Below are 25,451 nucleotides of genomic sequence, written 5' to 3' on the forward strand. Positions count from 1 at the left end.
GGGAGGCCGGCGCAGGGGCTCAGGACGCGCGCGGACACGGAAACGCCACAGGGCGTCACCGCGTGGGTGACGCCCTGTGGGACGGTGTTCGGGAGGAGCCGCTCAGCGGGTCTCGCGGTGGGCCGTGTGACGGCCGCACTTCGGGCAGAACTTGGCCAGCTCCAGACGATCCGGCGTGTTGCGCCGGTTCTTCTTGGTGATGTAGTTCCGCTCCTTGCACTCGGTGCAGGCGAGCGTGATCTTCGGGCGAATATCAGCGGCCTTGGCCATGGTCGATCCTCTGTCTGTTCACGTTCACTGGTCTGAATGGTAGCGAGGGCGGGATTCGAACCCGCGACCTCACGATTATGAGTCGTGCGCTCTCACCAACTGAGCTACCCCGCCATGTTCCGGACCAGTCGCCTGGTTGGCATCCACGGTGTCACCGACTGCGGTTGTCGCTGACTGTGGATCCGGATCCGAGCCCCCAAGCAGAATCGAACTGCTGACCTTCTCCTTACCATGGAGACGCTCTGCCTACTGAGCTATAGGGGCCTGCACCCTGGTCCGGGAGGCGAATCCCGGCTCAGCTGCCGAGGAACCAACTTACACAACTCGGATCATCTTGCCAAACCGTCGTTCGGCGCGGATCCTGCAGTGGTGCAAGCCGGGACCCCGGCTGTGCGTGGCAGGTGCTGGATTCGAACCAGCGTAGGCGAAGCCGACGGTTTTACAGACCGCTCCCTTTGGCCGCTCGGGCAACCTGCCATGCCCACCGCCCCCGGTCTCCCGGGTTCTGCGGGCGACGGAAACCATAGCAAGGTTGTCGGGCTCAGTGCAAAACGGCGTCATCGGGCCTGCCCGCGCAGCCCCGGCACGGCAGAATGGTCGGACACCGACCCCCACCCGAGGAGCACATCGTGGCCAGTGAGAACTCGTTCGACGTCGTGAGCAAGGTCGATCACATGGAGGTGGCCAATGCCGTGAACCAGGCCGCCAAGGAGGTGCATCAGCGCTTCGACTTCAAGGGCACCGACGCGAAGGTTGCGCTCAGCGGCGAGGCCGTCATCGAGCTGGAGGCGACCACCGAGGAGCGGGTCAACGCCGTGCTGGACGTGCTTCAGTCCAAGCTGGTCCGCCGCGGGATCAACCTCAAGTCGCTGGACGCCGGCGAGCCGCGGGCCTCCGGCAAGGTGTGGAAGATCACCGCCTCGATCCAGGAGGGGATCAGCCAGGACAACGCCAAGAAGGTCTCCAAGCTGATCCGCGACGAGGGCCCCAAGGGGGTCAAGGCGCAGATCCAGGGCGACGAGCTGCGGGTCTCCTCGAAGAGCCGCGACGACCTGCAGACGGTCCAGTCGCTGATCAAGGCCCAGGACTACGACTTCGCCGTGCAGTTCACCAACTACCGCTGACGCCGCCCCGCCCGACCCGGCAGAGGACCACGCCGCTACCCCTATGCTGGGCCCGTGCTGCGCATCGCCACCTTCAACGTGAACGGGATCCGAGCCGCTGATCGACGCGGTTTCCCTACCTGGTTGGCGACCCGTCGGCCGGATGTGCTGGCGGTGCAGGAGATGCGCTGCCCCGCTGGTGAGGTGCCGGATGTGTTCGGCGGCTACCACCTGGTCCACGACGCCGGGGTGATCCCGGGGCGCAACGGGGTGGCGATCGCGACACGTACGGCGCCCAGTGCGGTGCGGACCGGCTTCGGCAGCAAGGAGTTCGACCGGGAGGGGCGCTACGTCGAGGTCGACCTCGAGCCGGAGTCCGGCCCGAAGCTGCGGGTCGCTTCGGTCTACGTCCCCAAGGGCGGCACGCCGTACGAGGACGAGGCCTCGCTGGCGAAGATGCAGCGCAAGTTCCGTTTCCTGCGGTCCTTCTCCCGGCACCTGACCGGCAGCCGCCGCGAGGCGGCGCGGCAGGGCCGGGAGTTCGTCGTGATGGGCGACTGGAACATCGCCCCGACTGAGTTGGACATCAAGAACTGGCGGACCAACCGCCGGTCGGAGGGGTTCCTGCCGGAAGAACGGGAGTGGATCGCCGGCGTGCAGTCGCCGCGCACCCTGGTCGACGTGGTCCGCCACCACCACGCCGGTGTGGACGGCCCGTACTCCTGGTGGTCGTGGCGCGGCAAGGCGTTCGACAACGACGCCGGCTGGCGGATCGACTACCAGCTCGCCACCCCGGCGCTGGCCGACGCGGCGACCGGTGCGGGGACCGACCGCGACCCGTCGTACGACGCGCGGATCTCCGACCACGCTCCGGTCGTGGTCGACTACGCACTGTGACCGAGGAAGGTATCCGATGGAGCTGACCAGTTGCACCACCGACGACGTCCTGTTCGGCATCGACGGGCCGGTGGCCCGGATCGTGCTCAACCGGCCGCGGGCGATCAACGCCCTGAACCTCGGCATGGTCACCGACATCCATGACCGGCTCGACGCGTGGGCGGCCGACGACTCCATCGGCGCGGTGGTGATCCAGGGTGCCGGCGCGCGCGGGCTCTGCTCGGGCGGCGACGTCCGGGCGGTCCGCCGCAACGTCCTGGAGGACGGCAATCCGGGGCCGTTCTTCGCCGCCGAGTATGCGATGAACGCTGCCATCGCCGACTTCCCCAAGCCGTACGTCGCGCTGATGGACGGGATCGTGATGGGCGGCGGCGTGGGCGTCTCCGGCCACGGCTCGATCCGGCTGACCACCGAGAACACCCAGTTGGCGATGCCGGAGACCATCATCGGCTTCACCCCGGACGTCGGCGCCCAGTGGCTGCTGGCCCGGGCGCCCGGCCGGATCGGTGCCTGGATGGCGATGACCGGGGCGACCTTGGACGGCGCCGATGCGGTGGCCGCCGGGTTCGCCGACGCGATGGTGGCCGCCGACCGGCTGGTGGAGATGGCAGCCCTCGACGGCCGTCGTGACCCGTGGCTGTACGCCCTTGCCGAGGGGGCCCCGTTCACCGGGGTGGAGCTCTCCTTCCCCGCCCTGTCGGCGCTGCACGCGGACGGCCCGTCCAGGGTCTGGATCGACGAGTGCTTCGCCACCGACGACGCCGTCACGGTCGTCGAGCGGCTGCTCGACCACCCCGCTCCGGCGGCCCGCCGAGCGGGTGCCGACCTGCGCCTGCGCTGTCCGCTGTCGGTGGTGACCAGTCTGGAGGCGCTGCGGCGTGCCCGGGCGATGTCCGGGGTGCACGAGGTGCTCGCCCAGGACCTGCGGGTCGCCGAGCGGATGGCGATGCTGCCCGACTTCGCCGAGGGCGTCCGCGCCCAGCTGGTGGACAAGGACCAGAGCCCGCGGTGGAGCGACGCCTCGATCGAGGACGTCGACCCGCAGGAGGTCGCCGAGCTGTTCGCCGACTGAGGCCGGGCCTGCCCGATGGGGGATCACTCCCTCAGCGGGACGCAGCCGGTGACCCGGCCGCCAGCGACGTACGCCACGCGGCCTTGTCGTGGCGCAGCATCAGCAGCGCGAACGGCACCAGCGCAACGATGCCGGCCCAGCCGGCCCCGTTGCGGATCGACAGATCGGTGCCGTAGTAGACGACCATGCCGACACTGACCCATACGGCCACCCGGACCAGCCGGGGCGACGGACGGGTCGCGGGCAGCAGCAGCCCGCCCCACAGCAGATACCAGCCGTGCAGCGCGGCGCCGCCGATCGCGGCCGCCAGCAGGCCCCAGGAGACGAAGCGGATCGGGCGGTGCAGCGCGATCCGGGCAGCCATCCAGGCGATGAACCCGACGGTGGCCAGACCGAACACCGTCTCGATCGCCCCGGTGATCACCCCGCCCCACTCGTAGTAGCCCCATTGCAGGACCAGCGAGTTGACCGCCTGGGCGACCAGGCTGCTGGGAGCGATGGTGGGGACCGATCCGGGCACGGCCATCGCGTGCAGCCAGCCGAACCCAAGACCGGTGAGCAGCGACACCGCGGCGAACGCGCCGAGGGCGATCGCCGCAGTGGTGGCCGTACGCCGGAGGATCTCCCGCCAGGCCGACCAGCGCCTGGCGGCCGCCGGCAGGAACATGAACGCGACGGCGAGGCCCGCCAGTGCCGCGGGTTGTTTGGCGGCGGTGGCGATGCCGACCAGGACCGCCGCGGTGACGAACCGGCCCTTGGCGCCGTACCACAGCGCGAGGACCATCAGCCCGACCATCAGCGCATCGTTGTGGGCGCCACCGACGAAGTGGACGATCATCAGCGGATTGGCCACCGCCAGCCACAGGCCCCGGTCGAGGTCGACACCGGTGCCGCCGACGTGGCGGATCAGGCCGGGCAGGCAGGCGGCCAGCAGCACCACCCCGACCACGGCCGGGACGCGCATCGCCAGCGCGGCGAGGTAGGCGTGCAGCGGGCTGCCGGCGGCCGGCGCCAGCAGGTGCCCGCCGGTCGCGTCGACCAGGATCCGCTGGATCTGGAGACTGAGCGGACCGTACGGCGCCGGGGTGTAGAGCCACACCCGCGAGACCGCATCGGCGAACGAGCCGGGCAGAGCCGCCGGCCCCACCTGGTAGGGGTCCACCCCACGGGAGACCAACCAGCCCTGCGCAGCGTACGAGTAGGCGTCCTGGCTGAAGATGGGCGGGGCCGCCAGCAGCGGCGCCGACCACAGGGCCAGCACGGCGCGGAAGTCGTGGCGTCCCGAGGCGGTCGGCCGCAGTCGCAGCCAGGCGTCCAGCAGCAGCCAGACACCGGCGAGCGCGACGATCGAGGTGAAGGCGGTGCCGACCGGCGTGTGGAGCATGCCGAGGCCGGGCAACGACCACAGTGGTGAGGCGTCCGGCAGGAAGGCGGGGCTGAACGAGCCGACGACGAGCAGGATCGTGCCGAGGATGCCCTGGCGGACCATCGGGTCGAACCATTCGGCACCGAGGGCGGCCAGCGCGTCGGTCGCCAGGTCCCGGAGGGCGGCACGGGAGGAGAGGCGGAGCGCCTGCGGCGACTCGAGGTCACGCACCCGGTCACCAGCCATGCTCACCCCTTCCCGCTGCGCGATCCCCTCCTGCTGCGGGCCGACCCTGCCAGACTATGCCCGGATCCGGCCTCCCGGCCAATCCCTGCGGGCGAGTCCTCACCCGATCAGCGCAGCCTCACCCGATCAGCGCAGCCGGGCGGGATCAGGCCGGACCCGACACCGGACCAGGGGCGGGCGCCAGCCGGTCCCGCTCGTGCACCAACCCACCGGCGCTGCCGGCCGGCGTCACCCGATCATCGCTCCAGGCCAGGGCGTCGAAGGGGCACTCGTCGACACAGATGCCGCAGTACATGCAGACCGACCAGTCGATGGCGAACCTATCCAGGACGTTGTGCAGCCGCGGCCGCCGGGAGCCCTCCGAGCCGGCATCGGGCTCGGTGTGGGCCTGCACGGTGATGCACCAGACCGGGCACTCCCGGACACAGATCATGCACGAGGTGCAGCGGTCCTCGATCAGCCGGATGCTGCGGTGCGGCCCGGTCATCTCGGCCCCCGCTCATCCCGGCTCCGGCCGCGGTCTCGATCCTGGCTCCGGTCTCGATCCTGACTCCGGTCGCGGGAGCGGCGGACCCGCGCCCCGGACACCCCCGCGGCAACCTCCTCGGGGTCGGCCGGCCCTGCCGCGGGGTCACGTTCGCCCCACACCGCGGGATCGGGGACGCCCGGCGGCACCATCCGGCGGCGGGCCCGGGCACCCTCCTCGGGGTCGGCGGCGCCCGGCCACGGCACCGCGACACGGGCGGCGAGCGGGTGGTCCTTGCGGAGCGGCGCCTCGGGGGCGTCCGGGGCGAGCAGCAGCCGACGGTCGTCTCCGCCACTGAACTCGACGGCGTACCCCTCCCCCGCCTCACGTTCGCACCAGCCGGCCCCCGGGAAGATGCCGGCCAGGCTGGCCAGCGCACCACCCTCTCGCGACACGCTGGTCCGCACCCGGAGCGTACGGGCCGCCCGGTCGCGCAGCTGGCAGACCACCGTCACGGTCGACGCCCGGCCGATGTCGTCGGTGGCGTCGAGCCAGTCGAAGCGGTCGAACCCCTCGTCACGGGCCGCGCGGACGGCGTCGACCCAGTCGGCCGGGTCCACCCGGCGGGTCAGGTCGTCCCTCATCACGCCTCCTCGGCCACCGTCGGCGCTGCCGGGACGGTCGCTACTGCCGGGACGGTCAGCCCGGCGAGGGCGTCGTCGAGGGATCCCGGCGGGGGCGGGCAGCCGGGGACGACGGCGGCCACCGGGACGAACTGCGCGATGCCGTCGGCGACGGCGTACGAATCCCAGTAGGGGCCGCCCGAGTCGGCGCAGGCACCGTACGCCACCACCTGGGGACGCCGGCCGGTGCGGTCACCGAGGGCGTCGATCGCCTGCCGGACCACCGGCACCAGCGCATCGGGGACGGTGCCGGAGACCACCACCGCGAGCGCTGCACCGGGGACCTCGTCCGCGGCCACCTCGCGGCGTTCCATCGCGGCGGCCTCGAATTCCAGGGTGCAACAGGCCAGTCCGAGGTCGGCGACGAGGAGCCGGCCGTCGCCGTACCAGTCGTACATCCGTGTGCCCTGTGCCATACCCGACAGCCTATCGCCGCAGACGTGCCACCCTCCGGACCACTCTGAGGCATAAGAACTTGCACCTACACTCATTAGCAGATCCAATGAGTAAGGCTCACCTGCGGTGAGCACTAGACTTGCGGCGCCTCCCCCCACGAGGCGTCGTACGACAAGAAGTGAGGCACACCGACGTGGCAGACGTCCAGATGCTCAACCGTGTGGTCATCCGGTTCGCAGGCGACTCCGGCGACGGAATGCAGCTCACCGGCGACCGGTTCACCGCCGAGGCGGCGTCGTTCGGCAACGACATCTCCACCCTTCCCAACTTCCCGGCCGAGATCCGGGCCCCCCAGGGGACGATCCCGGGAGTGTCGAGCTTCCAGGTGCATTTCGCCGACTTCGACATCGTCACCCCCGGCGACACCGCCGACGTGCTGGTGGCGATGAACCCGGCGGCCCTCAAGGCGAGCCTCCCCCAGCTCAAGCGCGGCGGGCTGATCATCGTCGACACCGCGGAGTTCACCAAGCGCAACCTCACCAAGGTGGGCTACCCGGAGAGTCCACTGGAGGACGGCTCGCTGGACGACTACCAGCTGCACGCCCTCGACCTCACCGGCATGACGGTGGCGGCGGTCCACGACTTCGGGCTGACCCGCAAGGACGCCTCCCGGGCGAAGAACATGTACGCGCTGGGCCTGCTCAGCTGGCTCTACAACCGTGACACCGACACCACGCTGAAGTTCCTCAGCGAGAAGTTCGCCGGCAAGCCGCAGCTGCGCGACGCCAACATCACCGCCTTCCGCACCGGCTACGCGTTCGGCGAGACCACCGAGACCTTCGGCGTCACCTACCAGGTGGCCCCCGCGCCGATGCCGGCCGGCCGTTACCGGCAGATCTCCGGCAACGTCGCCCTGGCGTACGGCCTGGTCGTCGGTGCGCGGAAGGCCGGCCTGCCGCTGTTCTTCGGCGCCTACCCGATCACGCCGGCCTCCGACGTGCTGCACACCCTGTCGAAGCTCAAGCGCTTCAACGTGATGACCTTCCAGGCGGAGGACGAGATCGCCGCGGCCGGGTCGGCGCTGGGCGCCAGCTTCGCCGGTCGGCTCGGGGTCACCGCGTCGTCGGGCCCCGGCATCGCCCTGAAGTCCGAGACGATCTCGCTGGCCGTGATGACCGAGCTGCCGATGGTGATCTGCGACGTGCAGCGCTCCGGCCCCTCGACCGGCATGCCGACCAAGACCGAGCAGTCCGACCTGTTGATGGCCCTCTACGGCCGCCACGGCGAGGCACCGGTGCCGGTGATCGCTGCCAAGTCCCCCTCCGACTGCTTCGACGCCGCGATCGAGGCGGTCCGGGTGGCGGTCGAGTACCGTACGCCGGTCTTCGTGCTGACCGACGGCTATCTCGCCAACGGCGCCGAGCCCTGGCGGGTGCCGCAGCTGGACACCATCGACCCGATCGACCCGCGTTTCGCCACCGCACCGAACGGCGAGAAGGGCCCGAACGGGAAGAAGGCCGAGTTCCTGCCGTACCTGCGCGACGAGGAGACCCTCGCCCGCCCGTGGGCCGTCCCCGGCACGCCGGGCCTGGAGCACCGCCTCGGCGGCATCGAGAAGGACTCCCGCACCGGCAACATCTCGTACGATCCGGCAAACCACCAGCTGATGACCGACACCCGTCAGGCCAAGGTCGACGGCATCGCCCGGATCATCCCGCCGCTCGAGGTGGACGACCCGGGCCGGGAGGACGGTGACGGCGCCCGGGTGCTGGTGCTCGGCTGGGGGTCGACGTACGGCCCGGCGCTGGCGGCGATCCGCCGGATGCGCAAGACCGGCACCAAGATCGCCCACGCCCAGCTGCGCTGGCTCAACCCGTTCCCGGCGAACCTCGGCGAGGTGCTGCGGTCGTACGACAAGGTGGTCGTGCCGGAGATGAACCTGGGCCAGCTCGCCCTGCTGCTGCGGGCGAAGTACCTGGTCGACGTCCAGAGCTACTCCCGGGTCCGGGGCCTGCCGATCTCGGTCGACGAGTTCGAGGCGGACCTGTACGAGATCATCCGCGAGGTCGAGGCGCTGGCCTCGGCGACGCAGGCCTCCGCACCCGAGGCCTCGGAAGGAGCCCTCCAGTGACCGCCACCCAGTCCCCCGCCGCGCAGGCACCCAGCACGCAGACACCCGATGCCGTGGCCACCCCGCGGGCACTCGGCCGGGGCCTCGCCCACGTGCCGCTGGCCATCGAGCCGCTCAACCGCAAGGACTTCGTCTCCGACCAGGAGGTCCGCTGGTGCCCCGGCTGCGGCGACTACGCCGTGCTGGCCGCCTTCCAGGGGTTCATGCCGCAGCTCGGCATCAAGCGCGAGAACACCGTGATCATCTCCGGGATCGGCTGCTCGTCGCGGTTCCCGTACTACGTCGACTCGTACGGCATGCACTCGATCCACGGCCGTGCCCCGGCCATCGCCACCGGCGTCGCGGCGACCCGCGAGGACCTCGCCGTCTTCGTCATCACCGGTGACGGCGACGCCCTGTCGATCGGCGGCAATCACCTGCTGCACGCGCTGCGCCGCAACGTCAACATCACCATCCTGCTGTTCAACAACCGGATCTATGGCCTCACCAAGGGCCAGTACTCGCCGACCTCGGAGATGGGCAAGGTCACCAAGTCGACCCCGATGGGGTCGCTGGACCAGCCGCTCAACCCGGTGTCGCTGGCGCTCGGCGCGGAGGCGACCTTCGTCGCCCGCGCGGTCGACTCCGACCGCAAGCACCTCAGCGAGGTGTTGAAGGCGGCCGCCGCACACCGCGGTGCCTCGCTGGTGGAGATCTACCAGAACTGCCCGATCTTCAACGACGGCGCGTTCGACGCCCTCAAGGGCGGTGACGAGTCGGCCGAGGCGATCATCCCACTGGTCCACGGCGAGCCGATCGTCTTCGGGGTCGACGGCCACCTGGCGGTGGTCCGGGAGCGGGCCACCGGGGCGCTGCGGATCGCCGAGCGCGCCACGGTGTCCGCGGAGGACATCGTCGTCCACGACGCGCACGCCGAGGACCCCTCGTACGCCTTCGCGCTGTCGCGGCTGAGCAGTGCCGGGCACCTGCAGCGCTCGCCGATCGGCGTCTTCCGCGACGTCCAGCGCCCGTCGTACGACGACGAGGCCCGCGAGCAGGTCCGGACCGCCCGCGGCGACGGGAACGAGGTCGACGACGCCTCACTGCAGGACCTGCTGTACGGCCAGGACACCTGGGAGGTCGGCGCCTGAGCCCTCCCCGACTGAGGGCCCCCTGAGGCGACTGAGGGTGCCCTGAGTCGGCGGGGCACGACACGCGGCACGCCTGCCAAGCATGCCCCGTCGCGCGCCTAGCCTGAGGTGGATGTGTCCCCGTCAAGCGTCCTCGGACGCCCGGAGGAAGTCTCGATGACCCCAGCCCGTCCGTCGTCCCGCCGCCCGATCACGGCGCTCGTCCGGCCACTGTCGGTGGCCCTGGTGCTGGCGACGCTGCTGCTGTCGGCGTGCGCCCCGCCGCAGCGAGGGCGGTCCCGCCCGGACGCCACGCCGACGCCGACGCCGTACGTCGTGGCCGGCACCAACCATGCCGCCGCGGCACAGGCGTACGCCTATCCGGCGGCGTCGGTGCACGACTGGCTGGTGAACGGCCGGTCGGCCGCGGACTACCCGCAGCAGAAGATCGCCTTCCTCACCTTCGACGACGGCCCGAGCACCGACGCCACCCCGCTCGTCCTCGACGCCCTGCGGGCCAACAACGTCCCGGCCACCTTCTTCGTGATCGGCGGCCCGCTCGGGCTCGGCCGCAGCGGCCCGGCGCTGATGCAGCGTGAGGTGAGCGAGGGCAATGCAGTGTGCATCCACTCGTTCAGCCACGACTACCACTACCTCTATCCCCAGCGGCACGCGGACGCCGAGCACGTGCTGACCGACGAGGGCAGGGCGCTGGATGCGGTGCGGACCGCACTCGGCCCCGGCTACACGCCCGATTGCTTCCGCTATCCGGGCGGGCACATGTCGTGGCAGGGCCTGACGGGTGCGGATGCCGGTCTGGCCTCCCGCGGCCTGGCGTGGATCGACTGGAACGCGATGACCGGTGATGCCGAGGCGAAGAAGAAGGAGCCCACCACGCCCGCCGAGGCGGCCGACAACGTCCGCAAGGACATGGCGCTGCTGAAGGACCCGCACGTCGTGGTGATCCTGATGCACGATGCCCCGGGCAAGCGGATCTCCGTCGAGGCGCTGCCGCAGATCGTCGCCGATCTGCGCGCGGCCGGCTTCACCTTCGGGGTGATCGGGTGATCGGGTGAGCGGGTGAGCGTTGATCGGGTGAGCGGGTGGGCGCCGGACGGCCCGGTGCGGGGTCGCTGTTAGATTGAGCGGCCGGCGGTCCTCCCGCTCGGTGCCGCCGTACGTCTGTGATCGTGAGGAGTCCCGATGCCCGAGCCGACCACCAGCAGCGGACGGCCCGGACTGCGCCGCGGGCTGCTCGCCGGTCTCGGCGCCTATCTGCTGTGGGGCTTCTTCCCGCTCTACTGGCCGCTGGTCGCCCGGGCCGGCGCGATCGAGATCCTCGCCCAGCGGGTGGTCTGGTCACTGGTCTTCGCACTGCTCGGCTGCCTGCTGCTGCGCCGGCGGTTCTGGCAGGGGCTGACCAGCCGGCGCGCCTGGGCCACCCTGCTCGGCGCCGGGGCGCTGGTCAGCGTCAACTGGGGCACCTACATCTGGGCGGTCAACAACGGCCACGTTCTCGATGCCGCCCTCGGCTACTACATCAACCCCATCCTGTCGATCCTGCTCGGCGTCCTGTTGCTGCACGAACGGCTGTCCCGGCTGCAGTGGCTCGCCGTCGGGCTCGCCGCGATCGCCGTGGTGGTGCTGACCGTCGAGGTCGGCGGGCTGCCGTGGGCGGCCCTGGTGCTGGCGGTCACCTTCGGTGTGTACGGGCTGATGAAGAAGGGCGTACGGATCGATGCGCTGTCCGGCATGGTCGTCGAGGGGCTCGGGATCAGCGTGGTCGCCATCGCCTTCCTCGGCTGGCTGCAGGCCTCCGGGCAGGCGACGTTCACCGCGTACGGTCCGCTGCACACCGCCCTGCTGGTGATCGGGGGCCTGGTCACCCTGGTCCCGCTGCTGTTCTTCGCCGACGCCGCCCAGCGGCTGCCGCTGACCGCGATCGGGCTGCTGCAGTACCTGGCACCGACACTGCAATTCCTGATCGGCTGGCTGGTGCGCGGCGAGATGATGTCGCCGGGGCGCTGGATCGGCTTCCTGCTGGTCTGGGTGTCGGTGATGATCGTCAGCACCGAGGCGCTGCTGGCGTGGCGACGACTGCGCCGGAGCGGGCTGCCGAGCGGCGGGCCGGGTGGGCCGCAGAACGCCGGGCCGGGTGGGCCGCAGAACGCCGGGCTAGGTGGGCCGCAGAACGCCGGGCTAGGTGGGCCGCAGAACGCCGGGCTAGGTGGGCCGCAGAGCGGCGATCGGGCCGACAGCGGCCGCCCGACTACGATCGGCTCATGACTGTTGAGGAGACCCCCGTCGTGCTGGACCTGACCGCGGTGGACGAGGCGGTCCCCGCCCGCGCCGACTTCTACCGGCACGTCAACGGGAGCTGGCTGGCCCGGGCGGTGATCCCCGACGACAAGCCGCTCACCGGCGCCTTCAGCGACCTGCGGGACCGCTCCGAGGAGGCGGTCCGCGACATCGTCACCGGCCTCGGCACCCCCGCCGCGCACGACGGCCCGCAGACCGACGCGGACCGGATCGCGGGCCTCTACGCCAGCTTCATGGACACCGCGACGATCGATGCCCTGGGCACCGGCCCGCTGCAGGACGAGTTGGGCACGATCGACGCGCTGGCCGACGTCGCCTCCCTGGTCACCCTGCTCGGCAGCAACGCCCGCCGCGGCCTGGGCAGCCTGCTGTACGGCGGCGTCGACGCCGATCCAGGCCGGCCCGAGGCGTACGCCCTGTTCCTCGGTCAGGGCGGTCTCGGGCTGCCGGACGAGGAGTACTACCGCCTCGACCAGTACGCCGACATCCGTGCGGCGTACGTCGACCACGCGGAGCGGATGTTCGGGCTGGCCGGGCTGGCCGACGGGCGAGCGCAGGCGGAGGCGATGATGGAGCTGGAGACGGCGATCGCCGCCTGCCACTGGGACAAGGTCCGCCGCCGCGACATGGTCGCCTCGTACAACCCGATCGAGGTCGAGGCGCTGGCCGATCGAGTCGCCGCGATCAACCCGCAACTGGACCTGCGCCGCTACCTCGACGCACTCGGCGTCGACGGTGCGAAGGTCACCGGGCTGATCGAGTCACAGCCGTCGTTCCTCGACGACGTCGCGCTGCTGCTGGTCGCCGACCGACTGCCCGGCTGGCGCTCCTGGGCCCGCTGGCGGCTGCTGGTCGGCACCGCGGCCTACCTGCCCGAGGCGTTCACCTCGGAACACTTCGCCTTCTACGGCACCGTCCTGTCGGGCACGCCGACCATCAAGCCGCGCTGGAAGCGCGGTGTCGGGCTGGTCGAAGGCTGCATTGGGGAGGCCGTCGGACAGCTCTACGTGGAACGCTATTTCCCGCCGGCCGCCAAGGAACGCTGCGACGAACTGGTGGCCAACCTGGTCGAGGCCTACCGACGCTCGATCAGCGCGTTGGACTGGATGACCGACGCGACCCGGGAGGAGGCGCTGGCCAAGCTCGCCCACTTCACCCCGAAGATCGGCTACCCGACCAAGTGGATCGACTACACCAAGCTGTCGATCGTGCCCGACGACCTGATCGGCAACGTACGACGCACCGCCGAGTTCGAGACCGACCGCGAGCTGGACAAGCTCGGCGGGCCGATCGACCGTGAGGAGTGGTTCATGACTCCGCAGACGGTCAACGCCTACTACCACCCGCTGCGCAACGAGATCGTCTTCCCGGCCGCGATCCTGCAGTCGCCGTTCTTCCACCCCGAGGCGGACGACGCGGTCAACTACGGCGGCATCGGTGCGGTGATCGGTCACGAGATCGGCCACGGCTTCGACGACCAGGGCTCGACCTGCGACGGCGACGGCCGGTTGCGGAACTGGTGGACCGACGAGGACCGTACGGCGTTCACCGCCCGCACCACGGCGCTGATCGCCCAGTACGACGAGCTGTCCCCGGAAGGGGCCGACGGGCTGAAGGTGAACGGGTCGCTGACCATCGGCGAGAACATCGGCGACCTGGGCGGCGTCTCCATCGCGTACGCCGCGTGGCGGATCGCGCTGACCGACCCGGACACCGGCGAGGTCCGCGAGCCGGAGTCGATCGACGGGCTGACCGGGGCGGAGCGCTTCTTCATGAACTTCGCGCGGATCTGGCAGCAGAAGACCCGCCCGGAGACCGTCCGGCAGCGCCTGGCGACCGACCCGCACTCCCCCTCGGAGTTCCGCTGCAACCAGACCTTGCGCAACGTCGACGCCTTCCACGAGACGTACGCCACCCGGCCCGGCGACGGCATGTGGCTGGATCCCGAGGACCGCGTCCGGATCTGGTGAGGGTAGGGCCCGGGGCAGGAGCTGCCGCTCAGCGCCGCCCCGGGCGTCCAGCCGGCCCTGGGTCCACCTGGACACCTGCCTCGGCGGCCACCGGGGTGCGGCAACCCTGACGGTCTCCGAGCCTGCCCAGCAACCTCGGCGCCCCGAAACCCACCCTCCGTGGCCACCGAGGTGCACCGCCTGACGCTCCCGACCCCGCGCACCACTTCGGCACCCCGATCACCGATGATTCTCAGGAACCCCGATGGCCCTCAGGAACCCCGATGGCCCTCAGGAACCCCGACGTTCCACGGCCGATTACGGTCGGTGTTGCCGCAGAACGTCGGGCGACCTGAGAATCGTCGGGGAACGCGGCCATTGACCGTCGAAGAGCCCCTGGGGCGCCGAAGACCACCGAGCCTCGGCCGCCGTCTCCCCGGACCCCCGGCCGCCGAGTCCCCGGATCGCCGCCCCCGTACTGCCAGATCTCCCCGTACCCCGGATCACTGACCGGCGTGCCGCTGTCCCATCAGATGCAGCACCCGGTGGGCCAGGTCGTCCAGCAGCGTGTAGCGCATCGACCGGCCGTCCCGCTCCGCCCCCACCCAGCCCTGCCGACGCAGCACCCGCAGCGCCTGGGACGTCGTGGTAGGGGTGGTCCCGGCGGCCGCGGCGAGTTCGCCAACCGTGCATCCCGGGTGCAGGTGCATGTGAGCCAACAGGCTGAGCCGAGTCGGATCGCCGAGCAGGTCGAACCGGGCCGCCCAGGCATCGGTGTCATCCATGGGGACGGGCAGCGGCCCGTCGGCAGGGCGGGTCAACGCGCCAGCTCCTCGTCAGTCGTGCCGGTCATCGCGTCGCCACTCCGTCCACCGCCCCATCATCGCGCCGTCCCCCGGGCCACCGCCCCATCATCGCGCCGTCCCCCGGGCCACCGCCCCATCATCGCGCCGCACCCCGGGCCCCGCCCCATCATCGCGCACCTTCTCATCAGCCGGCGAGGCCAGCCGGAAGTCGTACGGCAGTTCAAGGCGGTGCGCGGCGAGCAGCTCCGCATCGGAGAGCACGTCGAGGATCGGGCCGTCGGCGACGATCCGGCCGCCGTCCAGGATCGCGCATCGGCTGCACAGCTGCGCGGCGTACGGCAGGTCATGGGTGACCATCACCACGGTGACGTCGAGCGAGGTGAGGATCTCAGCGAGTTCCCGGCGCGCGGCGGGGTCGAGGTTGGAGGACGGTTCGTCCAGCACGAGGATGTCGGGATCCATCGCCAGCACCCCGGCCAGTGCGACCCGCCGCTTCTGGCCGAAGGAGAGATGGTGCGGCGTACGGTCCCGCAGACCGGCCAGCCCCACCCGCTCCAGTGCCCCCGTCACCCGGCGGTCGACCTCTTCGGAGGGCCAACCGAGATTCGCCGGGCCGAACGCCACGTCCCGACCGACCGTGGGCAGGAACAACTGATCGTCGGGGTCCTGGAAGACGATCCCGACCCGGCGCCGGATCTCGCCCAGCGTGTCCGGGCGCACCGGCACGCCTCCCACCCTGATCTCGCCGACCCCGAAGCCCCCGGACGTCGGGCCCAGGGTGCCGTTGAGGTGCAGCAGCAAGGTGGTCTTGCCCGCCCCGTTCGGCCCCACCAGGGCGATCCGTTCGCCCGGCGCGACGGTGAGGTCGACACCGAACAGCACCTGTCGGCCGTCCGGGTAGGCGAACGCGAGTCCCTCGATCGCGAGCGCCGGTGTCGGCGTCGGCGTCCGAGCCGGTGGCGGGGTCCGGGTCGGTCCGGCAGGCTCGACGGCGTCCGCCGTCACGTCCGCAGTGGGATCCGCGGTCGTGTCCGCGGCGGCATCCGCGGTCGTGTCCACAGGGGCATCCGCGGTCGCGGCCGCACCGACATCCGCCGCGCCGCCCTCGGTCGCGTCCCAGCTCATCGGGCCCCCATCGCGAAAGCCACCAGCAGTGCAGCGCCGACCAGCATCGGCAACGCCAGCGCCCGGCCCCACTCCCCCGCGGCCGGTGCCGGCCGGCCGCTCGGCGGCAGGGTGCCTCGGTAGCCGCGGGACAGCATGGCGAGCTGGAGTCGTTCACCGCGTTCGACACAACGTACGAAGAGGTGGCCGGCCGAGGCCGCGGTGGCCGCGAGGCGTACGCCGCGGCTCCGATGGTCTCCTCGAGCGGCGTGGGCGATCCCCTGGCGGCGCAGGTCGTCGGCGACAAGATCGAGAAAGCGGATCATGTGGGTGAGCACGTCCACCAGGGCACGCGGCAGCCGAAGCCTCCCGAGACCCTCGATGATCTCGTACGGCGGGGTGGAGGCGGCCAGCACGAGCGCCGCTCCCAGGCCCAGGGTGGCCCGGACGAGGACCGCCCCGCCGCCGACCAGGCCGGCGTGGGAGAGCGTCAGCGGACCGACCGGCACCCGAGGGCCGGTCGCGACGAACGGCATCAGCAACGCGAACACGACGAACGGCAGTTCGACCCCGGCGCGGCGCAGGGCCCAGCCACCCGGCACCCGCGCGATCACCGCGACCGCTGCCAAGCCGAATGCGGCGACCACGGCCACCGGCCAGGCCGCCGTCGGAGTGGCCACCACAACCAGGGCGAAGGTGACCAGGGCGACCAGTTTGGTCTCCGGCGGGAGCGACCGGACAGCGCTCGAGCGCTCCCACGGCCGTTCCATCCGCGGGGTGATGGCCAGCAGCACCGGAGGTACGGCCGGTGCAGCGACCTTCACGGCGGTCATCAGAGGTCTCCCGTGGGCCGCGACGGGTCTCCCGAGCCCCGCGACAGGCCCCCCGAGCCTGGCGACACCTCCCCGAAGCCTCGCGACACCTCCCCGAAGCCTGGCGACACCTCCCCGGACGGTGCCGACCGATCGGCCGCATGCGCCGGGTACTCCGCCGATCCCGCGACGTCGACCTCGACCTCACCGGCCAGCGGGCGCCCCCGACGGACCAATCCGGTGACCAGCAGACCGAGTCCCAGAGTCAGCGCGACACCGGCCACGCCGGCCAGCGACGTCCCGACCGCGCCCAGACCGGCGATGCCGTAGTCGGCCAACGAGGAGTGCACCACCGGCGAGGTCGCACTGCTTGCGAAGCCGAGGGCGGCCGCGACATGCTCCAGACCGTCCGGGCTGGTCGAGGCCATCAGGCTCAGCCCGCCGGCGATCACCACCGCCGCCGCTGCAGCGAGCAGAAGGCCCCGCCGGCCGACCGGACGCTGCCTCGCCCAGGCCCCGACAGCGGGATCCGTACGATCAGCGGCCGAGTGCACCGAGTGCAACACCACAGTGCCGTCGGCCAATGTCACAGCGGCCACCTGCGCGCGTTCCCCGCCCGCCAGCCGGACCAGGTCGGGGCGCACAGCGAGCACCGCGCCGACCACGGCCCCGGTGATCAGTGCCTCGCCGATGCCGATCAGCAGGTGGGTGCCCACCATCGCGACGGTGAGGGCGCCGATCGGCATCGGCACCGCGCCGCCGATCGCATAGAGCAGACAGAAGGCGGCTGCCGCCGCGGGGACGGACACGAACGCCCCGGCCATGCTCGCCGCGACGACGCTTCGGCCCTGTCCCTGGGACCCGCCCGGACGCCCGGCGTGCTGTCTCCGCGCCCGGCGGCCGAGGAGCGCCATCAGGCCGTACGACACCACGGTGGCGACCCCTACGCCGACCACGGCCATCAGCACGATGTTCGTACCCAGAGCCGTCACCCCGCCGTCGGCGAACACGAGCGCCTGCACCACCAGGACGCAGGACATCACCAGTACGGCGGTCCACGGCCCCACCAGTGTCACCGCGAGGGCACCGCCGAGGAGGTGTCCCGAGGTGCCGGCGGCGACAGGGAAGTTGACCATCTGCGCGGCGAAGATGAAACACGCAGTCAAGCCGGCGCGCACCGCCCCGACCTCGCCGAGCTCACGACGAGAGCCGCGCAGGGCCAGGCCGAGGGCGGCGGCCGCCACGGCGCCGGTGGCCACCGAGACGGGGACGCCGAGGAATCCGTCGGGCACGTGCATGCCGCGAGACTATCCCGCAGACATCGAAACATGTGAACGTACGCTCACATGTTTCTCTGGGTGGAACGGCTCAGGCCGAGCGGTTCACCACCGTGTCGCAGAGCTCGCTCAGTGCGTCCCTGGCCATCCCGTCCGGCAGGGCTGCGAGGTGTCCGCGGGCGATCTCGGCACGGCGGGCGACCTCCGCACCGGCCCGCTCGATCACCGCGTGTCCCCGCAGTCGCCGCAGCGCCTCGGCCAGCGCGTCGTCGTCGGAGAGATCACCACGGACCGTCCGCAGCAGGTCCTGGGAGTCGTCGTCCTGATAGTCGGCGAGCATCAGGGTCGGCAGGGTCGGCACGCCCTCGCGGAGGTCGGTGCCGGGCGTCTTGCCGGTGCTGTCGGAGGTGATGTCGATGATGTCGTCGCTGAGCTGGAAGACCACGCCCAATTCCTCGCCGAACCCGGCGAGCGCCGCCACCTGCTCCTGCGGCAGTCCAGCGATCATGCCGCCGAACATCGCCGAGGAGGCGATCAGCGAGCCGGTCTTGTCGGCCACCACGTCGAGGTAGGCACCCACCGCGTCCTGGCCCTCGGCGGGACCGACGGTCTCGGCGATCTGGCCCTGCACCAGGCGGGAGAAGGTCCGGGCCTGCAGCCGGACGAAGTCGACGCCGAGGTCGGCGACGATGTCGGAGGCGCGGGCGAAGAGGTAGTCGCCGACGAGGATGGCGACGCTGTTGTCCCAGATGCTGTTGGCGCTGGGAGCGCCCCGGCGGATCTCCGCCTCGTCCATCACGTCGTCGTGGTAAAGGCTGGCCACGTGGGTCAGCTCCATCACCAGCGCGGCCCGGGTCAGGTCCTCCGCCGACCGCGGGGTGCCGAGAGCGGAGGCCAGGACGACGAGCAGCGGCCGGAACCGCTTCCCGCCGGCGGCGATGATGTGCCGGGCGGCTTCGGTGACGAACGGCATCGAGCCGGTCGCAGCGTCGGCGAGAGCGGTCTCGATCACATCGAGCCGCTCCCGCACGTACGCTTCGAACGCATCCCGGGTCTGCGGCGCTGAGATGGGGGTCACAAGGCTCACATCATACCCAGACGGAGGAACTCACTCGCATTGTGGAAGAAGCCCATCGCCGGGCCGGGAACGATGCCCAGCACCACGGTGGCGACCAGACCGAGCACCACCACGACCAGCGTCGCCGCCGAGGTGTCGATGACCTCAGGCCCCTCGACCGGCTCGCGGAAGAACATCACCGCGATCACCCGCAGGTAGTAGACCGCCGCCACCAGGCTGAGCAGCACACCGACCAGGGACAGCCAACCCCAGCCGCCCTCGAACGCGGACGCGAAGACGGCCCACTTGCCCATGAAGCCGGCGGTCAGCGGGATGCCGGCAAAGCTCAGCATGAACACCGCCATCACCGTGGCGAACACCGGGTTCTTCCGGCCGAGGCCGGCCCAGCCGGACAGCTGGGTCACCTCGGCGCCGTTGTCGCGCACCATGGTCACCATCGCGAAGGCGGGGATGGTCGCCACACCGTACGTCAGCAGGTAGAACGAGGTGGCCGACACCGAGGTCAGGCCGTTGATGCCGTTGACCGCCTGGGCGGCACCGGCGACGGCGACCAGGATGTAGCCGGCGTGGGTGATCGAGGAGTACGCGAGCAGCCGCTTGATGTCGGTCTGCGCCAGACCGACGACGGCACCGACCAGCATGGTGAGGATCGCCATCACCGCGACGACCGGCTGCCAGTTCCAGCGCTCCGCGCCGAGGGCCACGTAGAGCACCCGCATCAGACCGCCGACGGCGGCGATCTTGGTGCAGACCGCCATGAACGCGGTGACCGGGGTGGGGGCGCCGGTGTAGACGTCCGGGACCCAGCTGTGGAACGGCACGATGCCGACCTTGAACAGCAGCCCGACGAGCATCATCAGCACACCGGAGATCAGCACGCCCTCGGACAGCGAGCTCTGGCCGATCGACGCGTCGATCACGGCCAGCTGGAACGAGCCGGCGTACGCGAAGACCAGGGCGATGCCGAAGAGGAAGAACGCCGAGGACAGCGCGCCGAGCAGGAAGTACTTCAGCGCCGCCTCCTGGCTGAGCAGCCGGCGGCGACGGGCCAGCCCGGAGAGCAGGTAGAGCGGCAGAGACATGATCTCGAGCGCGACGAACATCATCATCAGGTCGTCGGCGGCGAGGAAGAGCATCATGCCGGTCACCGAGAACAGCAGCAGGGTGAAGACCTCGCTGTGTTCGTGGCGGGCCTCGCCGGCCGCCTTCTCGTCGAGCGAGCCGGGGATGGCCGCGCCGGACGGGGTGAAGGCGCTGACCCCGCCGTACACCTCACGCTCGGCGAACAGCAGAATCGACAGCAGGCCGAAGACCGTCAGCAGCATCCACAGCCCGAGCGCGGGTCGGTCGACCATCACCATCGCGGTCTGGTCCTGGGCCAGCGACGAGGAGCCGTACATCGCGATCGAGGAGGCGAACGCCGCGGCCAGGACGACCAAGGACAAGCCCAGCTGGGTCCCCCACCGGGCGCGCCGCGGCAGGACGGCCTCCGCCAGCAGGCTCAACGAGGCGCCGGCGAAGACGATCACGACGGGAAGGATCGCGGTCAGCAGCCCCGCGTAGTCCATGCTGGTGTTCATCAGTTCTTGCCCTCCGGGATCTGCGGCTGGGGTTCGGACACCCCGACGGACTGCATGGCCGCGACCGTCTGGGCCCCCTGGGGCTCAGCCAGCTGCAGGGCAGGACGCGGGAAGAAGCCGAGCACGAGGATGATCGCGAGCAGCGGGACGACGGCCACCCGCTCGCGCAGGGTGAGGTCGGCGTGGACCGTACGGGTCACCTGGTCGGTCACCGGGCCGGTCATCGTGCGCTGGTAGACCGCCATCACGTAGATCGCGGACAACAGCAGGGCGGAGGCGGCCAGCGCGGCGATCCACGGCGTCCGGCTGAAGGTGCCGGCGAGCACCATGAACTCCGAGACGAAGCTCGACAGACCGGGCAGGGCCAGGGCGGACAGACCGGAGAGCAGCAGGAATCCGGCCATCACCGGGGCGACCTTCTGCACCCCACCGAAGGCGGCGATGTCGGCCGATCCGCGACGCTTGACCATGAAGCCGACGACCAGGAACAGTGCTGCGGTCGACAGACCGTGGTTGAACATGTAGAAGATCGACCCGGCGATACCGGAGGTGGTCATCGCGAAGATGCCCATCACCATGAAGCCGAAGTGGCTCACCGAGGTGAAGGCGACGAACCGCATCAGGTGCCGCTGCCCGATCGCCGCGACCGCACCATAGACGATCGAGATCAGCGCCAGCACCAGGACGAACGGGGTCGCCCACACGCTGGCCTCGGGGAACAGGCCGAGGCAGAACCGCAGCATGCCGAAGGTGCCGATCTTGTCGAGCACGGACACCATCAGCGTGGCGCTGCCGGGATGCGAGGCCTCGGCGGCGTCGGCCAACCAGGTGTGTACGGGGACCATCGGCGCCTTGATCGCGAAGGCGATGAAGAATCCGGCGAACAGCCACTTGCCGACCGGGGTGTCGAACAGACCCGCCGCGGCGGCCGGCTGCAGCGACTGCAGGGCGTACGTCGGCTGGCCGAGGCCCGCCGTGACCGCATAGATGCCGATCACCGCGACCAGCATCACCAGACCGCCGGCCAGCGAGAACAGCAGGAACTTCATCGCCGCGGAGTTGCGCTTCTTTCCGCCGAATCCCCCGATCAGGAAGTACATCGGGATCAGCGTGGCCTCGAAGAAGAGGTAGAAGAGCAGCACGTCGGTGGCCATGAAGACATACAGCGACAGGCCCTCCAACAGCAGGGCCAGGGCGAAGAACGTCTGCGAGGTCCAGCGGCCGTCGTTGGCATCGGGATCGTCCCAGACAGCGATCAGCACCACCGGCACCAGGATGGTCGTCAGCAGGACCATCAGCAGACCCATGCCGTCGACGCCCAGGGAGTAGGAGGCGCCGATCGCCGGGATCCAGGACTGCTGTTCGACGAACTGCATGCCGGAGCCGGGATCGAAGCCGATCGCCACTCCGATCGAGATGACCAGTGTCACCAGCGAGAAGGCGAGCCCGACCGTACGGGCCAGCGCGCCCTTGATGAAGACCAGTGCGAGCGCACCGATCAGCGGCAGCACCGCGAGCACGGTGAGCCAGGGGAACGTCGTCATGTGATTTCTCCTCCCGTCAGGCCAGCCGGCCCAGGATCAGCACGACGGCGATGAGGACGGAACCCGCCACCATCGTCAGCGCGTACGAACGGACATAGCCGGTCTGGAGCCGCTTGAAGAGCTGGCCGACACCGCCGAAGGCGGTCCCCGTCCCGTTGGCGACCGCGTCGATCACGTGGTCGTCGACGGCCACGACAGCCGTCACCACGCCGTTGCCGGTGTTGGTGAACGCCGCGGCGTTGATGGTGTCGCCGTAGAGGTCGTTGCGACCGATTCGAGTGACCACCGACACGTTCTGCGGCGCCTTGTCGGGAATGTCACCGCGGTACAGCCACCAGCCGAGGGCGACGCCCGCGGCCACCACCAGCACCGTGATGAGGGCGATCGGGCTGAAGTGGAACAGCCCGGGGACCTCTTCCACCCCGTTGACCGCCGGGGCAAGGAAGCGGCCGATCCAGTTGTTGAATGCGAAGCCGCCGACCACCGACATCGCCGCGAGGATCACCAGCGGCACCCACATCACCGCCGGGGACTCGTGCGGGTGCTGGTCGTCACGCCAGCGCTTCTCGCCGAAGAAGGTCATCATCATCAGTCGGGTCATGTAGAAGCCGGTGACACCCGCGCCGAGCAGCGCCAGGATGCCGATGATGATGTTGTGTTCGAAGGCCGCCTCGATGATGTGGTCCTTCGAGTAGAAGCCGGCGAAGAACGGGAAGCCGATGATCGCCAGGTAACCCATCGCGAAGGTCACGAAGGTGATCCGCATGGCGCGGGCCAGGCCGCCGTAGTGGCGCATGTCGACGTCGTCGTTCATGCCGTGCATGATCGAACCGGCCCCGAGGAACATGTTGGCCTTGAAGAAGCCGTGGGTCAGCAGGTGGAAGATCGCGAAGACGTACCCGGCCGGGCCGATGCCGGCGGCGAGCATCATGTAGCCGATCTGCGACATCGTCGAGCCGGCCAGCACCTTCTTGATGTCGTCCTTCGCCGAACCGATCCACGCACCGGCGAGCAGCGTGACGGTGCCGACGATGACCACCACGGTGGAGGCCACCTCGGACATCGCGTAGATCGAGCCGGAGCGGACCACCAGGTAGACACCCGCGGTGACCATCGTCGCGGCGTGGATCAGCGCGGAGACCGGGGTCGGGCCCTCCATCGCGTCGAGCAGCCAGGCCTGCAGCGGCACCTGGGCCGACTTGGCGCACGCACCGACCAGCAGCAGGATGCCCAGCAGCGTGGCGACCGGAGTGGTCATCTGCGGCGCCCCGGCGTTGACCGCGTCGAACGAGGTCGAGCCGAACAGGGCGATCATCAGGATCAGCGCGATGGACATCCCGACGTCGCCGACACGGTTCATCACGAATGCCTTGGTGGCCGCCTTCGCGGCGCTCGGCCGCTCCTGCCAGAAGCCGATCAGCAGGTAGGACGACAGACCGACGCCCTCCCAGCCCATGAACAGCAGCAGGTAGTTGTCCGCGAGCACCAGGATCAGCATCGCGGTGATGAAGAGGTTCAGGTAGGCGAAGAAGCGGCGCCGGTTGGGGTCGTGCGCCATGTAGCCGATCGAGTAGATGTGGATCAGCGAGCCGACCCCGGTGATCAGCAGGGCGAACAGGATCGACAGCGGGTCGATCCGCAGCCCGAAGCTCGCGGTCCAGGGGCCCGCGTTGAACCACTCGTAGAGCGGCGCGCTGACCACCCGCTCCCCCGCCGGGCGGGTGAGCAGTCCGACGAACAGCGTCGAGGCGATCGCGAACGACCAGATCGGCATCAGGGTGGCCAGGTAGTGGCCCCAGCGGTCGGTCAACCGGCCGAGTACGAGGAGCAGCAGGGCGCCGAGCGCCGGGGCGGCGAGCATCGTCCATGCCCAGGTGAACGCTCCCTCGGCGGGCACCGAGGCGATCAGTTCAAGCGGAATCATCGGCGCACCCCTCAGAACTTCAGCAGGTTGGCGTCATCGACCGAGGCCGAGCGACGCGTACGGAAAATGGACACGATGATCGCGAGGCCGACCACGACCTCGCAGGCCGCGACCACCATCACGAACAGGGCACCGACCTGACCGTCCAGGACCCCCCAGTACTGGGAGAAGGTGACCAGCAGCAGGTTGGCGCTGTTCAGCATCAGCTCGATCGACATGAAGGCGACGATGGCGTTGCGCCGCAGCATCACGCCGGAGGCGCCGATGACGAACAGCAGCGCCGCCAGGATGAGGTAGTTGTTCGGATTCATCGTTCTTCGATTCCCTCCGCGGACTCGGACCCGGCGTCCGCCACCGTGGCGGCCTCCAGCTGATCGCGCTCGGCGCGCGCTCCCTCGGACTGGTCGGCCCGCGCCTGGGCGAGCTGATCGGCCCGCGCCTGGGCGACCGTACGCCCGCCGACGGCGTCCTCGGAGCCGGGATCGATCTCGCCGAGGCTCTCCCGCACCGGGTCGGCCAGGTTGTCACCCTGCAGCATCACACCGCGCAGCTTCAGGGTCCGCGACACCGAAGGCTCGGCGACCGAGCCGTCCGGCAGCAGGGCCGGGGCATCGACACCGTTGTGCCGGGCGAAGACACCCGAGGACGGCAGGCCGCCCGGGTGGGCGCCGGTGCGGGCATACGCCTGCATCCGCTCTCGCGACTGCTCGGGCTGGGACTTCTTCGGCGTGGTGCGCTCCCGGTGGGCGAGGACCATCGCGCCGATCGTCGCGATCAGCAGCAGCGCGGCCGCGGCCTCGAGCACCAGCACGTAGCGGTTGAACAACAGTCCGGCGATGCCCTGGGCGTTGCCCAGCGAGTTCGCGTCGGCCAGGCCGCGCGCCGTCCCGCTCACCGCGCTCGACAGGCCGACGACCACCAGGACCAGCAGCGCGATCGCGGCGATCACCGCGACCACCCGCTGTCCCTTGATCGTCTCGACGATCGAGTCGGTGGTGTCGACACCGACCAGCATCACGACGAAGAGGAACAGCATCATGATCGCGCCGGTGTAGACGATGATCTGCACGGCCAGCAGGAACGGCGAGTCCAGCGCGCCGTACTGCACGGCCAGCGCGATCATCACGAAGGCCATCAGCAGCGCGGAGTGGACCGGCTTGCGCGACAACACGATGCCGAGCGCCGCCAGCACCATCAGCGGTGCCAGCAACCAGAAGGCCACCGCTTGGGCGGTCACCAGGGGGATCATCGTTCGGCTCCCTTGTTCTTGTCCGACGGCTCGAGGGCCCGGATGTCCTGGGCCGACGGCGTGCTGTAGT

At 70.4% G+C, this 25,451-nt stretch carries 23 protein-coding genes and 3 tRNA genes; 8 read left to right on the plus strand and 18 right to left on the minus strand.

Going from position 1 to position 25,451, the window contains the following annotated elements; genetic code table 11:
- Nucleotides 1-102: 102 nt before the first annotated feature.
- The 4 genes from rpmG to R0146_RS01670 all read right to left on the minus strand — a co-directional run bounded on the left by rpmG (nt 103) and on the right by R0146_RS01670 (nt 747).
- Complete coding sequence (gene rpmG, locus R0146_RS01655; protein ID WP_317691135.1) at nt 103-270, minus strand: 50S ribosomal protein L33; 168 nt, start codon at nt 268-270, stop codon at nt 103-105.
- Nucleotides 271-307: 37 nt separating this feature from the next.
- Nucleotides 308-384: transfer RNA gene (locus tag R0146_RS01660), tRNA-Met, on the minus strand.
- A 77-nt stretch (nt 385-461) separates the two neighbouring features.
- Nucleotides 462-534: transfer RNA gene (locus R0146_RS01665), tRNA-Thr, on the minus strand.
- Between the two features lie 131 nt (nt 535-665).
- Nucleotides 666-747, minus strand: a tRNA-Tyr gene (locus tag R0146_RS01670).
- Nucleotides 748-899: 152 nt separating this feature from the next.
- On the opposite strand from R0146_RS01670, the gene R0146_RS01675 reads away from it, so the two are divergent.
- From R0146_RS01675 to R0146_RS01685, 3 genes are read left to right on the plus strand one after another with little or no spacing between them, the layout of a single operon-like run.
- Nucleotides 900-1,394, plus strand: a complete 495-nt coding sequence (locus R0146_RS01675) for a YajQ family cyclic di-GMP-binding protein (RefSeq protein ID WP_317691136.1) — start codon at nt 900-902, stop codon at nt 1,392-1,394.
- Between the two features lie 57 nt (nt 1,395-1,451).
- Nucleotides 1,452-2,270: an exodeoxyribonuclease III gene (locus R0146_RS01680; RefSeq protein ID WP_317692315.1), complete on the plus strand. Its 819-nt coding sequence runs from the start codon at nt 1,452-1,454 to the stop codon at nt 2,268-2,270.
- A 16-nt stretch (nt 2,271-2,286) separates the two neighbouring features.
- Nucleotides 2,287-3,342 (plus strand): enoyl-CoA hydratase/isomerase family protein, encoded by a 1,056-nt coding sequence (locus R0146_RS01685; protein WP_317691137.1) that lies wholly within the window; start codon nt 2,287-2,289, stop codon nt 3,340-3,342.
- Nucleotides 3,343-3,373: 31 nt separating this feature from the next.
- On the opposite strand, the gene mptB is transcribed toward R0146_RS01685, so the two are convergent.
- From mptB to R0146_RS01705, 4 genes are all read right to left on the minus strand, one after another.
- Nucleotides 3,374-4,954: a polyprenol phosphomannose-dependent alpha 1,6 mannosyltransferase MptB gene (gene mptB / locus R0146_RS01690; RefSeq protein ID WP_317691138.1), complete on the minus strand. Its 1,581-nt coding sequence runs from the start codon at nt 4,952-4,954 to the stop codon at nt 3,374-3,376.
- A 145-nt stretch (nt 4,955-5,099) separates the two neighbouring features.
- On the minus strand, nt 5,100-5,441 hold the full coding sequence (locus R0146_RS01695; RefSeq protein WP_317691139.1) for a 4Fe-4S binding protein: 342 nt from the start codon (nt 5,439-5,441) through the stop codon (nt 5,100-5,102).
- Nucleotides 5,438-6,064, minus strand: coding sequence for an NADH-quinone oxidoreductase subunit C (locus R0146_RS01700; RefSeq protein ID WP_317691140.1), 627 nt, complete (start codon nt 6,062-6,064; stop codon nt 5,438-5,440). Before R0146_RS01700 ends, R0146_RS01695 begins: the two co-directional genes overlap by 4 nt.
- Nucleotides 6,064-6,519, minus strand: coding sequence for an NADH-quinone oxidoreductase subunit B family protein (locus R0146_RS01705; RefSeq protein ID WP_317691141.1), 456 nt, complete (start codon nt 6,517-6,519; stop codon nt 6,064-6,066). Before R0146_RS01705 ends, R0146_RS01700 begins: the two co-directional genes overlap by 1 nt.
- A gap of 188 nt (nt 6,520-6,707) precedes the next feature.
- Between R0146_RS01705 and R0146_RS01710 the strand changes: the two genes are divergently transcribed.
- The 5 genes from R0146_RS01710 to R0146_RS01730 all read left to right on the plus strand — a co-directional run bounded on the left by R0146_RS01710 (nt 6,708) and on the right by R0146_RS01730 (nt 14,028).
- Nucleotides 6,708-8,630 carry a 2-oxoacid:acceptor oxidoreductase subunit alpha gene (locus R0146_RS01710; RefSeq protein WP_317692316.1) on the plus strand — a complete coding sequence of 641 codons (1,923 nt, stop codon included), beginning with the start codon at nt 6,708-6,710 and terminating at the stop codon, nt 8,628-8,630.
- A 53-nt stretch (nt 8,631-8,683) separates the two neighbouring features.
- Entirely contained in the window at nt 8,684-9,760 is a 1,077-nt protein-coding gene (locus tag R0146_RS01715; RefSeq protein ID WP_317692317.1) for a 2-oxoacid:ferredoxin oxidoreductase subunit beta, read from the plus strand.
- 156 nt (nt 9,761-9,916) lie between these two features.
- Complete coding sequence (locus tag R0146_RS01720) at nt 9,917-10,807, plus strand: polysaccharide deacetylase family protein (RefSeq protein ID WP_317691142.1); 891 nt, start codon at nt 9,917-9,919, stop codon at nt 10,805-10,807.
- A gap of 135 nt (nt 10,808-10,942) precedes the next feature.
- The gene (rarD, locus tag R0146_RS01725; protein WP_317691143.1) at nt 10,943-12,025 is read left to right on the plus strand and encodes an EamA family transporter RarD; all 1,083 of its coding nucleotides are present in this window, start codon (nt 10,943-10,945) and stop codon (nt 12,023-12,025) included.
- Entirely contained in the window at nt 12,022-14,028 is a 2,007-nt protein-coding gene (locus R0146_RS01730; protein WP_317691144.1) for a M13 family metallopeptidase, read from the plus strand. Before rarD ends, R0146_RS01730 begins: the two co-directional genes overlap by 4 nt.
- Before the next feature lie 482 nt (nt 14,029-14,510).
- Here the strand turns inward: R0146_RS01730 and R0146_RS01735 are convergent, their stop codons facing one another.
- The 10 genes from R0146_RS01735 to R0146_RS01780 form a co-directional block, all read right to left on the minus strand.
- Nucleotides 14,511-14,828 (minus strand): ArsR/SmtB family transcription factor, encoded by a 318-nt coding sequence (locus R0146_RS01735; protein WP_317691145.1) that lies wholly within the window; start codon nt 14,826-14,828, stop codon nt 14,511-14,513.
- Between the two features lie 90 nt (nt 14,829-14,918).
- Nucleotides 14,919-15,938, minus strand: a complete 1,020-nt coding sequence (locus R0146_RS01740; protein WP_317691146.1) for an energy-coupling factor ABC transporter ATP-binding protein — start codon at nt 15,936-15,938, stop codon at nt 14,919-14,921.
- Complete coding sequence (cbiQ, locus tag R0146_RS01745; protein WP_317691147.1) at nt 15,935-16,750, minus strand: cobalt ECF transporter T component CbiQ; 816 nt, start codon at nt 16,748-16,750, stop codon at nt 15,935-15,937. The genes R0146_RS01740 and cbiQ overlap by 4 nt, the downstream gene beginning before the upstream one ends.
- Nucleotides 16,750-18,027: an energy-coupling factor ABC transporter permease gene (locus R0146_RS01750; RefSeq protein WP_317691148.1), complete on the minus strand. Its 1,278-nt coding sequence runs from the start codon at nt 18,025-18,027 to the stop codon at nt 16,750-16,752. Before R0146_RS01750 ends, cbiQ begins: the two co-directional genes overlap by 1 nt.
- Before the next feature lie 70 nt (nt 18,028-18,097).
- Nucleotides 18,098-19,075, minus strand: coding sequence for a polyprenyl synthetase family protein (locus R0146_RS01755; RefSeq protein ID WP_411567182.1), 978 nt, complete (start codon nt 19,073-19,075; stop codon nt 18,098-18,100).
- Nucleotides 19,076-19,089: 14 nt separating this feature from the next.
- A complete protein-coding gene (nuoN, locus tag R0146_RS01760; protein ID WP_317691149.1) occupies nt 19,090-20,664 on the minus strand; it encodes an NADH-quinone oxidoreductase subunit NuoN in 1,575 nt (524 codons plus the stop codon).
- A complete protein-coding gene (locus tag R0146_RS01765) occupies nt 20,664-22,208 on the minus strand; it encodes an NADH-quinone oxidoreductase subunit M (RefSeq protein ID WP_317691150.1) in 1,545 nt (514 codons plus the stop codon). Before R0146_RS01765 ends, nuoN begins: the two co-directional genes overlap by 1 nt.
- Before the next feature lie 16 nt (nt 22,209-22,224).
- Entirely contained in the window at nt 22,225-24,132 is a 1,908-nt protein-coding gene (gene nuoL / locus R0146_RS01770; RefSeq protein WP_317691151.1) for an NADH-quinone oxidoreductase subunit L, read from the minus strand.
- Nucleotides 24,133-24,143: 11 nt separating this feature from the next.
- Complete coding sequence (nuoK, locus tag R0146_RS01775; RefSeq protein ID WP_317691152.1) at nt 24,144-24,443, minus strand: NADH-quinone oxidoreductase subunit NuoK; 300 nt, start codon at nt 24,441-24,443, stop codon at nt 24,144-24,146.
- A complete protein-coding gene (locus tag R0146_RS01780) occupies nt 24,440-25,381 on the minus strand; it encodes an NADH-quinone oxidoreductase subunit J (protein ID WP_317691153.1) in 942 nt (313 codons plus the stop codon). Before R0146_RS01780 ends, nuoK begins: the two co-directional genes overlap by 4 nt.
- Between the last annotated feature and the right edge of the window lie 70 nt (nt 25,382-25,451).

The organism is Raineyella sp. LH-20 (assembly GCF_033110965.1).
Taxonomy (GTDB): Bacteria; Actinomycetota; Actinomycetes; order Propionibacteriales; family Propionibacteriaceae; genus Raineyella.

What these genes read in the sequence shown, in the direction of transcription:
- rpmG (WP_317691135.1), bottom strand. Translation starts at nt 270, where the DNA reads ATGGCCAAGGCCGCTGATATTCGCCCGAAGATCACGCTCGCCTGCACC.
- R0146_RS01685 (WP_317691137.1), top strand. Translation starts at nt 2,287, where the DNA reads ATGGAGCTGACCAGTTGCACCACCGACGACGTCCTGTTCGGCATCGAC.
- mptB (WP_317691138.1), bottom strand. Translation starts at nt 4,954, where the DNA reads ATGGCTGGTGACCGGGTGCGTGACCTCGAGTCGCCGCAGGCGCTCCGC.
- R0146_RS01695 (WP_317691139.1), bottom strand. Translation starts at nt 5,441, where the DNA reads ATGACCGGGCCGCACCGCAGCATCCGGCTGATCGAGGACCGCTGCACC.
- R0146_RS01700 (WP_317691140.1), bottom strand. Translation starts at nt 6,064, where the DNA reads ATGAGGGACGACCTGACCCGCCGGGTGGACCCGGCCGACTGGGTCGAC.
- R0146_RS01705 (WP_317691141.1), bottom strand. Translation starts at nt 6,519, where the DNA reads ATGGCACAGGGCACACGGATGTACGACTGGTACGGCGACGGCCGGCTC.
- R0146_RS01710 (WP_317692316.1), top strand. Translation starts at nt 6,708, where the DNA reads ATGCTCAACCGTGTGGTCATCCGGTTCGCAGGCGACTCCGGCGACGGA.
- R0146_RS01720 (WP_317691142.1), top strand. Translation starts at nt 9,917, where the DNA reads ATGACCCCAGCCCGTCCGTCGTCCCGCCGCCCGATCACGGCGCTCGTC.
- rarD (WP_317691143.1), top strand. Translation starts at nt 10,943, where the DNA reads ATGCCCGAGCCGACCACCAGCAGCGGACGGCCCGGACTGCGCCGCGGG.
- R0146_RS01730 (WP_317691144.1), top strand. Translation starts at nt 12,022, where the DNA reads ATGACTGTTGAGGAGACCCCCGTCGTGCTGGACCTGACCGCGGTGGAC.
- R0146_RS01740 (WP_317691146.1), bottom strand. Translation starts at nt 15,938, where the DNA reads ATGAGCTGGGACGCGACCGAGGGCGGCGCGGCGGATGTCGGTGCGGCC.
- cbiQ (WP_317691147.1), bottom strand. Translation starts at nt 16,750, where the DNA reads ATGACCGCCGTGAAGGTCGCTGCACCGGCCGTACCTCCGGTGCTGCTG.
- R0146_RS01750 (WP_317691148.1), bottom strand. Translation starts at nt 18,027, where the DNA reads ATGCACGTGCCCGACGGATTCCTCGGCGTCCCCGTCTCGGTGGCCACC.
- nuoN (WP_317691149.1), bottom strand. Translation starts at nt 20,664, where the DNA reads ATGAACACCAGCATGGACTACGCGGGGCTGCTGACCGCGATCCTTCCC.
- R0146_RS01765 (WP_317691150.1), bottom strand. Translation starts at nt 22,208, where the DNA reads ATGACGACGTTCCCCTGGCTCACCGTGCTCGCGGTGCTGCCGCTGATC.
- nuoL (WP_317691151.1), bottom strand. Translation starts at nt 24,132, where the DNA reads ATGATTCCGCTTGAACTGATCGCCTCGGTGCCCGCCGAGGGAGCGTTC.
- nuoK (WP_317691152.1), bottom strand. Translation starts at nt 24,443, where the DNA reads ATGAATCCGAACAACTACCTCATCCTGGCGGCGCTGCTGTTCGTCATC.
- R0146_RS01780 (WP_317691153.1), bottom strand. Translation starts at nt 25,381, where the DNA reads ATGATCCCCCTGGTGACCGCCCAAGCGGTGGCCTTCTGGTTGCTGGCA.